This is a genomic window from Winogradskyella eximia, assembly GCF_003386165.1.
Taxonomy (GTDB): Bacteria; Bacteroidota; Bacteroidia; order Flavobacteriales; family Flavobacteriaceae; genus Winogradskyella; species Winogradskyella eximia.
On the sequence record NZ_QRDV01000002.1, the window covers coordinates 143,721 to 160,466 of the forward strand.

Annotated in this window: 14 protein-coding genes; all 14 read left to right on the forward strand. The window is 34.2% G+C overall.

The genetic code is table 11. From position 1 onward, the window contains the following. The first annotated feature begins 1 nt into the window (after position 1). The gene (locus tag DFQ10_RS06355) at positions 2 to 988 is read left to right on the forward strand and encodes a T9SS type A sorting domain-containing protein (RefSeq protein ID WP_115816567.1); all 987 of its coding nucleotides are present in this window, start codon (positions 2 to 4) and stop codon (positions 986 to 988) included. Between the two features lie 89 nt (positions 989 to 1,077). Then, positions 1,078 to 2,457 carry a sugar porter family MFS transporter gene (locus DFQ10_RS06360; protein ID WP_115816568.1) on the forward strand — a complete coding sequence of 460 codons (1,380 nt, stop codon included), beginning with the start codon at positions 1,078 to 1,080 and terminating at the stop codon, positions 2,455 to 2,457. Positions 2,458 to 2,985: 528 nt separating this feature from the next. Next, positions 2,986 to 6,534 carry a prolyl oligopeptidase family serine peptidase gene (locus DFQ10_RS06365; protein ID WP_115816569.1) on the forward strand — a complete coding sequence of 1,183 codons (3,549 nt, stop codon included), beginning with the start codon at positions 2,986 to 2,988 and terminating at the stop codon, positions 6,532 to 6,534. A 134-nt stretch (positions 6,535 to 6,668) separates the two neighbouring features. Next, on the forward strand, positions 6,669 to 7,544 hold the full coding sequence (locus tag DFQ10_RS06370) for an AraC family transcriptional regulator (protein ID WP_115816570.1): 876 nt from the start codon (positions 6,669 to 6,671) through the stop codon (positions 7,542 to 7,544). Between the two features lie 102 nt (positions 7,545 to 7,646). After that, the gene (locus DFQ10_RS06375; RefSeq protein ID WP_115816571.1) at positions 7,647 to 8,606 is read left to right on the forward strand and encodes an MBL fold metallo-hydrolase; all 960 of its coding nucleotides are present in this window, start codon (positions 7,647 to 7,649) and stop codon (positions 8,604 to 8,606) included. A gap of 78 nt (positions 8,607 to 8,684) precedes the next feature. Next, positions 8,685 to 9,128 (forward strand): MoaF-related domain-containing protein, encoded by a 444-nt coding sequence (locus DFQ10_RS06380; protein ID WP_115816572.1) that lies wholly within the window; start codon positions 8,685 to 8,687, stop codon positions 9,126 to 9,128. An 80-nt stretch (positions 9,129 to 9,208) separates the two neighbouring features. Beyond that, positions 9,209 to 9,847 (forward strand): O-methyltransferase, encoded by a 639-nt coding sequence (locus DFQ10_RS06385; protein ID WP_115816573.1) that lies wholly within the window; start codon positions 9,209 to 9,211, stop codon positions 9,845 to 9,847. A gap of 91 nt (positions 9,848 to 9,938) precedes the next feature. Beyond that, positions 9,939 to 11,288 carry an OsmC family protein gene (locus DFQ10_RS06390; RefSeq protein WP_115816574.1) on the forward strand — a complete coding sequence of 450 codons (1,350 nt, stop codon included), beginning with the start codon at positions 9,939 to 9,941 and terminating at the stop codon, positions 11,286 to 11,288. Between the two features lie 531 nt (positions 11,289 to 11,819). Continuing rightward, positions 11,820 to 12,614 (forward strand): hypothetical protein, encoded by a 795-nt coding sequence (locus tag DFQ10_RS06395; protein ID WP_115816575.1) that lies wholly within the window; start codon positions 11,820 to 11,822, stop codon positions 12,612 to 12,614. Positions 12,615 to 13,023: 409 nt separating this feature from the next. Further along, the gene (locus DFQ10_RS06400; RefSeq protein ID WP_115816576.1) at positions 13,024 to 14,079 is read left to right on the forward strand and encodes a serine hydrolase domain-containing protein; all 1,056 of its coding nucleotides are present in this window, start codon (positions 13,024 to 13,026) and stop codon (positions 14,077 to 14,079) included. Positions 14,080 to 14,142: 63 nt separating this feature from the next. Next, positions 14,143 to 14,874, forward strand: a complete 732-nt coding sequence (locus tag DFQ10_RS06405) for an NAD(P)-dependent oxidoreductase (RefSeq protein ID WP_115816577.1) — start codon at positions 14,143 to 14,145, stop codon at positions 14,872 to 14,874. A 107-nt stretch (positions 14,875 to 14,981) separates the two neighbouring features. Continuing rightward, complete coding sequence (locus DFQ10_RS06410; RefSeq protein WP_115816578.1) at positions 14,982 to 15,473, forward strand: RNA polymerase sigma factor; 492 nt, start codon at positions 14,982 to 14,984, stop codon at positions 15,471 to 15,473. Further along, positions 15,457 to 16,113, forward strand: coding sequence for a hypothetical protein (locus DFQ10_RS06415; protein WP_115816579.1), 657 nt, complete (start codon positions 15,457 to 15,459; stop codon positions 16,111 to 16,113). The genes DFQ10_RS06410 and DFQ10_RS06415 overlap by 17 nt, the downstream gene beginning before the upstream one ends. Positions 16,114 to 16,204: 91 nt before the next feature. Then, on the forward strand, positions 16,205 to 16,657 hold the full coding sequence (locus DFQ10_RS06420) for a hypothetical protein (RefSeq protein ID WP_115816580.1): 453 nt from the start codon (positions 16,205 to 16,207) through the stop codon (positions 16,655 to 16,657). Positions 16,658 to 16,746: the final 89 nt, after the last annotated feature.

Here is a 16,746-nt window from a genome sequence, read left to right on the forward strand (position 1 = left end):
TATGAAAAAAAATGACTTTATTGGCTTAATGATGCTGGCGATGCTAGTTTCTATTCAAGCATTCTCACAAGTAGATGTGACTTTTAGGGTGGACATGACAGGGCAAACTATAGATGCTAATGGTGTTCATATAGCAGGTTCTATACAAGGTTGGGATCCCAGTACAACAATGCTTGTACAAGAAGGGACTACTGAAATTTATTCTGTGGTGTTACAAGTAAGTCCAGGATGGCAAGAATATAAATTTGTTAATGGTAATGATTGGGGTTTTGCTGAAAATCCAAGTTACCCATGTGCAGGTACAAATGGGAATAGATACTTGTATATTAATGATTCTGGTAACAATGTCGTTTTAGAAGCCGTACCTTTTAATGGTTGTAATGCTTCTGGAACTGGATTTGAGTTGACTTTTAATGTAGATATGTCTAGCGAAGGCACCGTGCCTGCAGGTAATGTACGTTTGGCAGGTTGGTATAACGGATGGAATTCAGATGTGTTTGCTCTACCAAATGTAAGTGGTAACATTCATAGCGGAACCTTAAGGTTACCAACTCCATCAAATTATGCTGTGACAACGCAATATAAATATGTAAATAATGGTGCTTGGGAAAATCTAGATCCTGCTTGTGCAACTGTTGTTTCGCCCGATAACAATAGGTTGGTAACAGCAAATAATTCTGGAGATGCTGTAGGTGATGTATTTAATGGATGTACGTATCCTTTAAGTATAGAGGATTTTACAGAAAATACATTCAAAATTAGCTATAACAAATCAGAAAGATTAGCTAATATTTTTAGTGTAGGATACAATAATGAAATAGCAAAAGTGCAAGTGTTTGATATGAGTGGTAAATCAATTCAAACGAAAGAGCACATAACGGCAATAAATGACATTCAAATTGATTTTCAAAATCAAACAAATGGTATTTACTTTGTAAGAATAGAATCTGAAGGTAAACAATGGGTTAAGAAAATTATGATTTACTAAAGCAATAAATCAAATAAATGAGGATAACACGTTCTGTATAAGCTTTTATCTAGAACGTGTTTTTTTTTAAACTACTAATGTAATGCATCATGAATAAAAAATCATACTTATTACTCATCACCATCATTTCGGCTTTAGGTGGTCTTTTATTTGGCTACGATACAGGCGTTATCAATGGCGCTCAATTTTACTTAAGCAAGTACTTTCAATTAAGTGATGCCTTAAAAGGTTGGGTAGTCGCAAGCGCACTTTTAGGCTGTTTTGTTGGCGCAATAATCGCAGGGAAATTAAGTGTTAAATTAGGAAGAAAAAGATCCTTAATTATTTCAGCGATACTGTTTGCTATCTCAGCGTTTGGGTCTGGTTTGCCTAGTATATTTCCAGAAACGGTAACCACTTTGGTGATATTCAGAATTATTGGTGGTTTAGGTATTGGTATCGCATCCATGAATGCGCCCATGTACATCGCAGAAATTGCACCAAGTGCTATTAGAGGTAAAATGGTAACCTACTATCAATTAGCCATAGTCATAGGCTTTTTTAGTGTGTTTTTAGTCACGTATTTTATTGGTAATAACTTAACGCTTAATGAGAATATTGAATTTGGATGGAGACGCATGTTCTGGTCAGAGTTAATACCAAGTGCCTTATTCTTAATCTTGTTATTTTTTGTGCCAAAAAGCCCAAGATGGTTATGTTTAAAGGGAAAGAATGAAGAAGCGATAAAGGTGTTAAATCAACTTCAAGATGAAGAAAGTGCACAAGTAGATTACAACGAAATTCAAGCATCCTTGCATAATGAAAATGATACCGACACAAAGGTAAATTACTTTTCAAAAATCATTTTAGGCATCATAGTAATTGGCACCACCTTGTCAGTATTACAACAGTTTACAGGCATTAATGCCGTACTATATTACGGAGCTGATATTTTTGAAAAAGCCTTAGGGTTTGGTCAAGAAGATGTGCTACAACAGCAAATTCTGTTAGCATTTATCAATGTCGTATTCACTTTCGTTGCCATGTTTACAGTAGATAAATTTGGAAGAAAACCATTGATTTATATTGGTTCCACCGGAATGATTATCGGTTTTTTACTTTTAGGAGTCACTTTACAGCAACAAAATGTAGGCATCCTATCCTTATTAGGCATCTTAATATTTATAGCGTCATTTTCGTTGTCTATGGGACCTGTAGTATGGGTATTATTATCAGAAATGTTTCCAAATAAAATAAGAAGTGTAGCCATGTCAATTGCGGTATCAGCACAATGGGCAGCAAATTTTGTAGTATCACAATCATTCCCAATGGTAGTAGGTAGTGAAACCAATAACAATGCTTTTTGGAATGGCTCTTTACCGTACTTTATTTTCATAGGATTTATCATAGTAATCATTATAGTGACCTATAAATTTGTCCCTGAAACAAAAGGAAAATCATTAGAAAAACTAGAAGACATCTGGAAATAGTGCTAATACACTAACACTTATGTATTGAAAGAATAAAAAAAGTAAAAGCAAGATGACGTAGGAGTGAAGTATAACGTGTGTGGAACGGAAGTGAATATGTTAATTTCATACATTTGCAGTATGACACACGATTTACCTAGAATAGTAAAGAACCGTAATCGTTTCCAAAATTATATGTTGCCTTGATTTTTTTTGTTTAGCTCACGCGTTAATATTGTTTTAAGTGTTCCTGAATCTTCGATGTCTTTTGTTTCAAGACAAGAGACATCGAAAAACATTCATACCCCTAATGTCAGTTCGAGTGTTTCTTAATTCAAAGTGCAAAAAAGAATTAAGAAATGTATCGAGAACCCATCTTCAAAAACCCAAAACAAACTCCAAACTCTTCTCAAACGCAATTTTTTTCACAAAAAAATGTTATTTATAAATCAAGGTTAATTTTAAGACCCTATTATTACAAAATCAAAACCTTGTAAATCAATCAGCAACAACAAACAACCATCAATCAAAATCAATCAACCACCAATCATGATATCTAAACCGCTTTTACTACTGCTATTCATCATAGCAACATTATCCAATGCTCAAAACACAAACCCATCCACTAGCAGCACAGCTCAAGAAACAATTAATGGCACAGTAATAGCCAAGGATGACAATACGCCATTGCCATATGCTTATTTAAAAATAGATAAAGTAGGTTTAGGAACGGTAACGGATGGTAACGGTAAATTTCAAATCACCATTCCCAAAAAATACGACACCTATACCATCACCATAAGTTACTTAGGGTTCGAGGATTTAAAAATCAATATAACCGATTTTAAAGCTAAAAACGGAAATGCCTTTTACATGACACCTGAAGCCGTGTCTCTAGATGAAGTCTTTGTAGAAAAACAAAAGAAACTGCCTAGCGCCAAATCATTATTACGAAAAGTCATTAAGAACATACCTGATAATTATACCAGTACACCTGCATTACTCACAGGCTATTATCGGGAAACCATGAAAGAAAATGGTGTGTACATTAAATACACAGATGCCGCATGTCAGTATTACGAAGCGCCTTACAGCAAAAAGAAATACAAATGGAGAGATTACCAAAGTCCTTATGATTTTTCAATGAGTAGTGGCACCTTCAACTTCAGCGATAATTCCTTACACCGCATTCATTTTCATCATCAAACCTTAAAAGACGAACAAGTCAACATCATCAATTCACGCTCAAGTAGCAATTTAAGTCAACGCGATTTTAAAGCCAATATAGAAGGTGGTCCTTTAGGTTTATTCGCCAGAAACCGTGTAAAATACCAACAGAGTTTTCTCGGTAAAAAAGCAACGCGCGATTTCACCTATGCCGTGTCAGAAGAACTAGACAGCGAAACCGGCAATTGGTTATACGTCCTAGATTTTCATACCAAAACCACTAAAGCAGATTTAGATGCCGTAGCATCACCTAAAGGAAGAAATAGAAAACAATGGGTAAAGGCGAACAAACGCAAACTACTAAAAGGTAAAATCTACATAGACCAAAAGGATTTGGCTGTTGTACGTTATGAGTGTGTCATACCCAATCAACTCAAAGAATACTTTTGTGGCTACAAATTCAACCAAGTAAAGCATTTCGATTACAAACTAGACGTGCGGTTTAAGAAAAAAGGCAATCAATACTACGTGGATAATATGAGGCACGAGGATGAGTTCATCTACAAAGATAGCATCAGTTTAGCCACAACCTATTATTCGGCGATTTCCGAATTTAAGACCACAGCCATCAGCACCCAAAACGTTAAGAAATTCGCTAGAGACGACAATTTCGCCAATACATCATCCAATCAGTTGTATGAGTTCCCACTAGATTATGATGCGGATTTCTGGCAAAACTACACCTCTAAAAACCCACTAGCCACTATCGATACCACCATCAGAAAAGATATGGAATTCGAGAAAACCCTAGAAAAACAATTTAAAGACAAGCACATCCGAAACGATTCCATGCCTGCACCAATCGCTGAAATTAAACCGTCTAGCTTTAAGATTCATGGTGAAACCTATACCGACAATTATGCATGGTTAAAGGATACCAAAGCGCCTAAAAACAATAAACCAGTAATGGATTATCTGCGCCAAGAAAACGAATACACCGACAACTATAATATTCCACTAAAAAAAGCACAACGGAACATCTACAAGCTATTAGTAAGCCATGTCGAAAAAAATACCTCCTCATTGCCTGTTAAAAAAAATGGCTATTTCTATTACACCACTTATAGCGAAGACGATGAATATCCTATCTATTACCGAAAAGCAGTAGCAAACGATACCATCCCAGAAGAGCTGCTCAATGTTAATGAACGCGCTAAAGAGAAAGCGTATTATACAGCAAGTTTAGGAGCTGTAAGTCCAAATAACCAACGCATAGCGGTCTATGAAAACACCACAGGAACAGACGAGTACACCTTAAAAATAAAAGACCTCACTAACCGCACTTTTTTAACCGATTCTATTATTGGTGTTAGTGGCATGACATGGTTAGATAACAATACCTTTTTGTACGTCAACATCGAAAAAGGCACCTATCGTGCCTCTAAAGTCATGCGTCATATCTTAGGCACCAATGCTAAAACCGATGCGGTTATTTACGAAGAAAAAGACCCAATGTTTGGGGTGAGCATTCAAAAATCAAAGTCCAAAGACTATATTTTCTTAAGGTCTGGTAGTAGCACATCATCAGAAGTATGGTTCTTAAAAGCCGATAACCCAACAGGCGATTTCAAAATCATTCAACCACGCGAAAAAAATCACCTCTATGGTGTAGCGCATCACAAAGACCAGTTTTATATCGTTACCAATAAAAACGCTCTCAACTATAAAATTGCAACAGTACCTGTGGCAGACGTCTCTAAAGGGAAATGGACAGATCTTATTCCACATCAAAATGGAGTGTTGATTCAAGACTTGCAAGTGTTCGATAACTACCTCGTTATCAACGAAAAGGAAAATGCACAAGCACGCCTTAAAATTATCAACCAAACCACGCAAAAGAGTCATTTTATCAAGTTGAAAGAAGACTTTTACAATATTAGTATGGGGTATAACCCAGAGTTCGCCACCGATAGTTTACAGTTCAGTTACAGTTCATTCGAAACACCAACAACCACGTTTAACTATCACATGGACACCAAAAAGAAACGGTTGGTGAAACAACATAGCAAACCTATTGAGCATCCTTTCTACAAATATGTTGTAGAACGCAAATGGGTTACGGCTAAAGATGGCAAACTAATTCCGCTCACTCTTATCAGCCACAAATGGCGTGCGAAACGAAAAGGCAATAACCACAAAGTCTATTTAACTTCTTATGGTTCTTACGGTTCTGGTCAAGGCATTCCTGGCGGACCAACAGTACATCATTTGGTCAACTCTGGCTATGTTTATGCCATTGCACACATTAGAGGAGGCGATGATATGGGCAAAGAATGGTACGAGGATGGGAAACTATTTAATAAGAAAAATACCTTTTCAGATTTTATAGCCTGTGCCGACTATCTCGTCGCAGAAAATTATGCCAAAGAAGGCAGCATTGTAGCCTCAGGTGGAAGCGCAGGAGGTTTATTAATGGGAGCTGTGGTTAATGAACGCCCAGAATTATTCAATACCGTCATTCTAGACGTTCCTTTTGTAGATGTCATTAATACCATGCTAGACGAAAACTTACCATTAACCGTGGGTGAGTTTGAAGAATGGGGAAATCCTAAAAACAAAAAGCAGTACCAATACATCAAATCCTATAGTCCTTATGACAATGTAAAAGCGCAAGACTATCCCAATTTGTTGTTCTTTACAGGACTCAACGATACCAGAGTAGGGTATTGGGAACCGGCTAAAATGGTAGCCAAACTAAGAGCCACTAAAACCGATGATAATCTACTGCTATTAAAAACAGACTTTTCTAATGGCCATTCTGGTGGTTCTGGCAGATTTGCTGGGTTTAGAGATAGTGCGTATCATTTAGCTTTGATTTTTGAGTTGGAGCGATTGAGAAAAGCGAAGGAGTTAAAGATGTCTAAACCTTAAGGTCATTTAGACACCAATCGCCAGTTGGAGTATCCCAACCATTCCACAATAAAACATTAAAAGCCCTCTACATAGGAGTGAAGTATAGCCTCTGTAGAACGGAAGTGAATATGTTAATTTCATACATTTGCAGTATGACACATGATTTACCTAAAATAGCCTATGAATCAAACATTGAATTAGATATTGAAGTAATGACTTTTGCCGAAACTTACAACAAGTTAAGTAAGTCTTCGCACGATCCCTTTTCTTCACATAGAATCTTATTTCATCTTATTCTAATTGTAACTAAAAACTCGTATTCTCATGTTGTCGATTTTAAATCTTATACGCTAGTTGAAGGAAGTTCTATATTTATTGCTAAAAATCAGATACATCATTTTACCAAAGAATTAAAAAATGCGGATGGCTATTGTATTGTTTTCAATAGTGCATTTGTAGACAAATCGCATTACTTGTTAAGTAACCTCAATCTAAACCGGTTATTTAATTACCATATTGAAGCACCAGTGATCCATCAAAAAGAAATGGACAATGATAACCTTATAAGTATAGCAAATAATCTACGTAATGAATACACGTTTGCTAATGATTTTCGCAAATCAGAGATCTTAAGTAATCTACTACATGTATTACTACTCAAAGCAGAGAGAGCTAAAGAAAATCAGTCTGTTAAAGACGTCAATTTACAGTGGTTAGAAAAATTTACAGCATTTAAAGATATGCTAGAGATGGAATATGCAAACACTAGAAATTCAAGAGATTATGCTTCTAAATTATTTATCTCATATAAGTTTTTAAATGATATTGTAAAGACCTTAACGGGCAAAACGGTAAAAGCTTTTATTGATGATTTTGTAACTATTGAAATTAAACGCTATTTGGTAACAACGTCACTATCTGTTAAAGAAATAAGTTATAAAACAGGATTTGAAGAGCCTGCTAATATGGTGCGGTTTTTTAGGAAAAAAACAACATTTACACCACTCAAATTTAGAGAACTAAAATAACACTCGGTTACACTTTTACCATTTTTATCATCATTTTGATAATCTTAATACTGAAGCATTGCTACATCTTTGCAGTATTAATAATTAACATAAAAAATAAAAATGATGAAGTATTTTAAATTAAAATTTATAGCCATTATTATGTTGGCTTTCGCAGTGTTCTCTTGTAGTAATGATGATGATTCAAATACACAACAAGTTATTGATTTTGGAAGCGCACCTTCAAGTGCCATTATAACTACGGGTTCTGTAAATGTAATTACAGAAAACACCGTAAGATACCACACTATCAATTTTGATACGGCACCTTACACAGTAACCATTGTAGAGACAGAAAACAATGTTGTTTTGGTAGATTTAGGACCTGCACCTTTTTTCGCAAACGAACTAGAAGCTTATGTAGATGTTATTAATAAGCCAGGTGCAGTTATTATAACCCATAATCATGGAGATCATTATGGTGGTGCTACAAATTTCACAGATTTAGATGTTTATGCAGAAAGCACAGTTGCTGCACAATTAAACAATACAGCAGACTTTACCAGTATCTATCCTAATAGCGTAATTGGAGTGACTGGTGCTCAAGAAATAGGAGGTTTAACATTTGTTTTTGACAAAGTATCTAACGCCGAAACAGGAGAAAACGGTTATATTTATAATGAAGAACATAAAGTTCTGTTTGCAGGAGATCTTATTTATAACCTATCGCATCCGTATTTAAGAGAATACACACCAAATAATGGAGATGATGAAATCGATAATTGGATCGCTGGTCTAAATGTATTGAAAGCAAACTTTGCAAGTTACAATCATCTTTTTGTAGGTCATAATGGTTCTCGCTCTGATGTAAGCACTGTAATCAATGAAAATATTGATTATTTACAAAATGCGCAAGGCATTATAAAAGGCACTCAAACCATTACTGGTGGTGATACAGCTACAACACAGCAAGAAGTAATAAACGAACTAGAAGTGTTATATCCAACCTATTTAGACGGTGGACTATATTTATCATTACCAGACGCCTTTTTCCCAGGAGATCCAGGAGCAGATTGGTTCTAAAAAACTTTGTTCTTCGACTTGTTCAAAAGATGAATAGAAAAATATGAACATAAAATTTAACTTTTAAAAACAATAGAAATGAAACTTAAACTAATCACTTTTTTTAGCCTTGTAACATTTTGCTTAGGTTTTTCACAAACCAAAACAACGGAAGCAAACAAATTTCAATTTGGAGAAGCAGAACACCTTTTAGATGGATATACATTAAACTTCCAATATCAAGATGGCAAAGCCATACACATGGAATTTCACAATGGTAAAGCAAAATATGAATGGATTGCTGGTCCAGCTAAAGGACGCGGAAACGAAGATATTCCATATCGTTCCACTAAAATGGATGATAATCTTTATCTAATCAATTGGCATGAAACAGGCATTAAAGATTATTTAACCATTGTCTTCGATTTTGATAAAATGATAGTACACAGTTCTATTATAATTGGTTATGAAAACAAGCCTGAAAGACCATTAAAAACCGTGTTTAAGAGCGGAATTATTGATCATTTAGAAATAGCTGAATAGTTTTTTAATTAAATAGTGATTAATAGCATGAAGGAGTATCAATAATATTTTGATATTCCTTCTTTTTTAGAATAGAAAATATGATAACCTCACAACAAAATCAAATAAAAACCACCATAAGCGAACTCTTTGAAGATTCAAAATACGATATGCTAAAAATGATGAAAGGTGCAGCAAAAAGCGTGTTCAGAGCCATGCAGCCTTTAGATTTTAAAGATGCATATCTGTCTATTTCAAAAGAGCAAGGGGAAAGTTTAATAAAACTAATTACAGACAATAAACTCAAAAATAGTGTCGAATTCGGAACCTCTTTTGGTATTTCAACACTGTTTTTAGCGCAAGGTGTCATTGAAACTGGTGGCCATATAATTACCACAGAATTAATTGACTCAAAAGCCAAAAAGGCAATAGAAAACTTTGAAAGGGCAGGAGTGAGTGATCTTATTGAAGTAAGAGTAGGAGACGCTATGGAAACCTTAAAAAATCATGATGAACCCATTGACTTATTGTTATTAGATGGTTGGAAAGATTTATACTTACCGCTATTTCAAATGCTTGAATCTAACTTTCATAGCAATACCTTTATCTATGTTGATAATGCAGAAATGTCAGAAGTTAAAACATTTCTAAATGTTATTCGTCAAAATAGCAACTATCAATTACAGTCTCAATTTGGTGGAAAAGTGGTTTTAATTACACTGAAAACAAGATATAAATAATCAGGCTTAATGACTTGAATCATTTCGTTCCAATAGATTCTCAAGTATTTTTATAATGAGATTTAAAATCATCATTTAAAAAAATATAAATATGAAAAAGAAATCTAAAATAGCAATAGCTTTTACGGCTGTTGTAGTTATACTAGCTTCAGTAGCTGCTATAATTTGGTTCTCTATGCCTAGTGAGCAGAGAAATATGATCACATTCATGATGGTGCATGGAGAAAGTTATGATAACTATCAAGAATATCAAGTCATTGAACGTAATGATAAAGCATTAGCACCAACATCTTTTATACCTAGTGTGGTTGATACTATTCTGAGTAATAATGATAGCTATATAGTGGCAATCACAGAAATGGTAAAAAATGAAAAATCAAAGATGCTAAAAAAAGGCATGGTTCAAACTTTAGATGTTGCTGATGATACAGGTTGGCAGGTACTTGCAGATGAAGGTGCAGCTGAAGGAGAATATCCGTTCGGACCTTCACCACTGAGTTATTATACTGCAGGCTTAGCTTCAAATCTTCATACTCAAATCGTGAAAGCAGCGAATGGGAAAGGTGTAGCGCTAGATAATATAACAGTAGAAGTATCCAATACATTTCGTTGGAATAAAATGTCGTCAATTAAAGGTGCAGGATTCTTAGATGTATCAACGGCTAACATTAACATAGATAGCGATATAGAGGAAGAAACAATTCAAACGATTATTGAAGTTGCGCTTAATACATGGACAGCTGGAAATGCATTAAGGAATAAAACCGTTATAGAACCACACCTAATTATCAATGGAAATAACTTTGACACCTATAAGGCATCACCTGGTACATCTAACTCAGAAATATCTCTAGATGGAGATTTCTTATTAACATCTGTGACTCATATCCCTACAAAACCAAAATATTTAGAATTAAAAGCACCAAAAAATGAAGGCATATTTAATATGTTAAGTACTATGGATAATTTAGAATTTGAAATATTTGCTATTTCCGAATCAGTTGATAACAACGAAAGACCATATCTAAATAAAGTAACTATTTCAACACCTTCAGGAGAAACATGGGAAATCTACGCAGATGAATTTATTAATGAAAATGATAAAACTCTAGCTCCGACTTCACTTGAATATTTCACACTCGGAACAGCACTTTGTTTAACGTCACAGACAACTTTAGTGAGTGCTATGATGAATTTGGATTTTACAGATTATCGTGTAGAAAACCAGATTGATTTTAGACAAGAAGCTATAGATTCTACAGAAATGGTGCGTTATATTGATACTGTTCATTCATACATCCTAATTCAATCAGATGAATCTCAAGAAAGATTGGAACGTTTCTATAATCAATCTTTATCATTGTGCTTTGCAGGCGAAGGATTAAAAAGTGTAACGGAAATGAAGATCCACTACTATCTAAACGGAAAACAGATCCAATAGTAACTACCAACTTTTTTTACTAATTTGTAAACCGTAACCAGCTCAAAACCAAATATCCAGACAAAAAGGCATCCTAAAACTCGTAGGCACCTTAAATGGAAAATGCTTTTACCAGCTCAATGATCCATATACACTGTAAATTTCCAATGCTTAGCCTGGCCTCATATCATTTTGGCGAAAACGATAGGTGAGTGCAGCGTCCATATTTTAAGGGACTAGTAATACATACGCTTAAAAGTTTTAGTCTTTCATAGGATTTCAAAGCAATCTTAAGGAGTTCCCATGTTTCTTAAAATATAGCGAAAAGAGCCGTAATCGTCTCCAAAATTATATGCCGCCTTGAATTTTTGTTTAGCTCACGCGTTAATATTGTTTTAAGTGTTCCTGAATCTTCGATGTCTTTTGTTTCAAGACAAAAGATAAAAAAAAATATTTTACAAATACACACCTAAAACCTTAATTATAAATAAATTAACACCAATAAAAAAACTTTTTTTACTAATTTGTAAGCTGTAACCAGCTAAAAACCAAATGTCCAGACAAAAAGGCATCCTAAAACTCGTAGGCACCTTAAATGGAAAATGCTTTTACCAACTCAATGGCCAATACATTGTACGCAAAGCTGTTGGGCCATCAAAAGAACGCATCAACAACGATCCAGCCTTTGTAAACGTTAAGCACAATAATCAGGAATTTGCAGCGGCATCAAAACTTTCAAAAGCCATCAGAAAAGGTTTAGCAGACAAAGCCAATCAGTTCAAACACAACTATATGGCGAGCCGTTTAACGGGCTGTTGCCGTAAAATTATTCAAAAGGGTAGTGGTCCCTTAGGAGAAAGAGAAGCCAATCTATTCAATAGCCCTTCAGACCTCATAGGCTTTCAACTTAATAGTGACTTAGCGTTCCACCAATTACACAACTCAAATACGAAAGTTTCAGCCAATACACAACGGACTGTAATTACAATAAAGTGTCCACAAAGCACAGCAAACCAACATCATAAAGTTCCCAAAAAAGCCACACATTATCAGCTTTCAGCAGCCATCAGTTGTGTATCTAAATGGCAATGGCATGCCAAAATAAAAACGTATAAACCCACACATCTAGAACATAACACTTTAGGAGGCACCATAAAAAGTCAACCATTAGAACTACATACAACTCACCACAATATCAGTATGCAATGGCACACGTTAACACCAAGTGGCATTCCAACAGATGTGGCCATTACAGTATGGTTAGGCATCGCATATCTAAAACAACAACATCAATCTTACCAAGTATACCAAACACCACAAGCCATGCAATGTATAGCCATAATCTAAGCTCATAAAAATAAAAACAATGCCACATAATATTATGTAAAATAGAATGCAGGCCAACTAACAGCGCTTAAAGCCAGTAATAGCGTGGGTGCAATAGCAATATATTGTCATAGCAAATATGAGGTTCACCCGTAGTTCCTTCGGGTCTAATCCGTATATGAGCCGTATATAAGCCGTATCTAATTCGGGTCAGCCCTAATAAAATACCAATATAATGTTGTAACTGATCCAGAATTCAGAAAGCAATACAAAACCCAAAAGTCGTATAAATCGCGTGTTTCAAAATAATGAGTCTAAACATACAAAACCAATTCATCCTTAATATTTTACAGTTCAGTATTTATCAATTTATTTTTATTAAAACCTGAATTACATTTGTCAATAAGTGAATCTAAATAATTGTAGAATAATGAAGAAAGCCAAACGAAAAACCACTAAAGGAAAACAAATTCTTAGAATAGCTTTATTCGTTGGGACTATCATTTCCTTATGGTTTGTGCCTTGGATATTAGTAAAGGCATGGATTGTGCCATTGCCAGATACGGTTCAGGAACAAGTAGAACAATCATTAAGTTATGGTTTTGATGGAGTTATTGTATATGTAGATGAAGCAGGAAAACCACCAGCGTTTTATACAGCAGGTTATCATAACCGCGAACTTAAAATACCTGCTAATCCTAATGCTTTATTCAAAATCGCAAGTATAAGCAAGCTATATGTTGCCGTTGCGATCACCAAATTAGCGAATGACAATCGTTTGTCTTTAGATAAAACGCTAGCTGATTACTTTCCAGAATTGGTTGGAAGAATTGAAAACGCAGATAAAATTACGTTGAGAATGATGGTACAACACCGAAGTGGTATTCCTAATTTCACGGACAATCCAGACTTTTGGAAAAACCAACCCAATACCAATATAGATGTGCTTCAATATGCACTTGATTTACCGGCAGACTTTGAGCCAAACAAAGATTATGGGTATTCAAACACCAATTATTTGTTGCTTTCCAGAATCATAGAGAAGGTTACAGGAGATAGTCGTCAACAATACTTTAAGGAGGAAATTTTAATACCACTTGGACTGAAGAATACGTTTGGTTCTCTAAGCGAAGTCAATCTAGACGATGTAATGAGCGGTTACTATGTTGGCACTGAAAAGGACTTCAAAAACGAGAATAATGGAATGATGATCGCTACAGCAGAAGATGTTGGGATCTTTTTAAGAGCTTTAAATGATGGATCATTACTTAATAAAGACGAAATGGAAATCTATGCGTCTATTTATGAATTTAATCATGGAGGATTAGCTCCAGGTTACCAATGTATGGCAGAATATCATAAAGATATAGATGCTGTTGTGATTCAATTTATGAACACCACAGATTTTGAAGGCTACCAATGGAATTTGTTAGAAATAACACATAGTCGTGTTATTAAAATCTTACGTAAAGCAAAGAATTTATAAAATGAAGTGAAACAATCGTTTTAATTTATCGTCTTAAGAGTATATCAATCAATCAAAATCAGTATGACAGTTTTAGTAGTAGGTGCCAGTGGTGCAACAGGAAGTAAATTAGTAGAGCAACTTTTAGTTCAAAAGCACAAGGTAAAAGTCATTGTAAGATCACCAGAAAAGTTAACAGAATCCTGGAAAAATAATGACAATATTCAAATTATCTCAGCAAGTGTATTAGAATTAAGTGATAGCGAAATGCGCGAGATTGTCAGCGATTGCAATGCAGTTGCGTCTTGTCTTGGCCATAATATGTCTTGGAAAGGCATTTATGGACAACCTAGAAAATTAGTGACAGATGCTACGCGTCGATTATGCAATGCTATAATATCTAATCATCTTCAAAATTCAACAAAGTTTGTTTTAATGAACACCACAGGAAATCGTAATCGCGATTTAAACGAACCGATTTCATTTGCTCAAAAATGTGTTATTGGGTTGCTTCGTTTACTATTGCCACCGCATGTAGATAATGAAAAAGCAGCAGATTATTTAAGAACACAAATTGGTCAAAACAATACCGCTATAGAATGGGTTGCGGTAAGACCAGACGGATTGATTAATGAGGAAAACGTATCCGATTATGAAATACATCCCTCGCCAACAAGAAGTGCTATATTTAACGCAGGCAAAGTGAGTCGTATAAATGTTGGTCATTTTATGGCTAGTCTTATTAAAGATGATACCTTATGGTCAAAATGGAAAGGACAGATGCCAGTGATTTATTCAAAGTCTCCTCTTAATTAAAAAAAAGGAACTGGGTGACATCTAAAAATAATTACACTATTCCAAAAATTTCGCATTGGTGTGTAATAATTTTTCATTTGAGCCACTAACTAATAAAAACACCACTTTTGAGTAGCGATTTTTATAAAACATCCATATTGCCCTTTGCAGGAATAATCATTAAATTATGTAGAGCTTATACCAACTCACAACAAGATTTTGAAGATTATTACCAAGAAGTATGTTTGCAAATTTGGAGGAGTAAAGCCAATTTTCGCGAAGAATCTCAATGGAGTACTTGGGTGTACAGAATTTCGTTAAACGTGTGTTTAACCTTACTTAAGAAAAAGAAAAATAATGTTCAGCACTTCGTATCAGATTCAATAACAGTTGAAGAAACCGAAGATAATTATGCTTTTTCTGACGAATCTCTAAATCTATTATACGATGCTATTAGAAAACTATCTGAAATAGATAGAGCAATCATTATGCTGTATTTAGAAGAAAAATCGCAAAAGGAAATTGCTGAAATTATAGGAACAAATCCTAATAATATTGGTGTACGCGTTAAGAGAATTAAAATTAGATTAAAAAAAATATTAGATGGAAAGATCAATTGAAAATATTTGGAAAGAAGGTTTTCTTAAGAGCGACGCATTAGTCGTTCCTAAAATAAACGACCTATACAACCAAAAATCAATTCATATTATTGATAAATTTAAACGCATGTTTAAAATAAATTTGATTGCAATTGTAGCATTCTCATTTGCTTTTTTAGTGGTCTCATTTTTTGTAGGCATACCAATAACAGGTATTATATTTTTTGTTACGCTTTCAGTGCTTGTTATTATTAATAAGTCGTTATTAAATGATTTAGAGAAATTAGATATGGGTGTCAGTAGTTATCAATACTTAAAGGCATTTAATCAATGGATAAAAAAGCAGATAGCTATTAATAAGAAAATATCAAGATTTTTATACCCAATTATATTTATGTCAATGATTTTAGGCTTTTGGTTTAAAGATGCAGAAGGTATGCCTTTGGGAGAAAGACTTGTAGGGGAAATTCTTTATGGCTTTCCTGATATTTATTTAGTATTTGGAATCCCACTAATAGGCATCGTTGTCGTCGTATTCATTTTAGCTTTATTGGCATCTTTTGGAGGTCGAATTTACAAATGGGATTTAAACCTAATTTATGGAAGAGTTTTCAAAAAACTAGAAGAATTGATAACTGATATTGAAAGTTTAAGAAGTTAAACGTTTGTAAATGAAGCTTTTTTTAAAATAAATAAATTTTGGGTGTAATATTTTTTGACTTGAGCCACTAACCAAGAAAACACCAATTATTATGACACTACAAGAAGCTTATAACTATTTTAAAAGTTTAAAAACAAAAACAACTAAAAAATCGGAAATCAAGGTTTATAACCAATTCATTGATATTCTTAAAAAATTAGAAAATAGAGAGTTCACCACTGATGAATTTCAATCTATAGAAGTAGAGCTCGGTAATTTAAATTTAAAATCAAATCCTGATAACAGAAAAAAGTTCTTCAAAAAAGCGCTAACGCAATTTAAAAACTATTTAAAAGATACATTTTCCTTAACGACTGAAGGTTACTATACAAAATTGAGTGTAAGTTTAGGAATGCTATTTGGAGTTGCTTTTGGAGTGATTATGGGTGAGCGTTTTGAAAAGTCTTTGGGTATTTCTTTCGGAATTTGTATAGGAATGTTCATTGGTGCATATATAGGTCGTCGTAAGGATGCTCAAGCTAAAGCAGCCGGAAACATTCTATAATTCACATCAAAGAAAACAAAAAAAATCACATTATTTATTTTAAAATTTAAATGCCGAATAATTTTCGGCAAGTAAAAATACAATCAAAA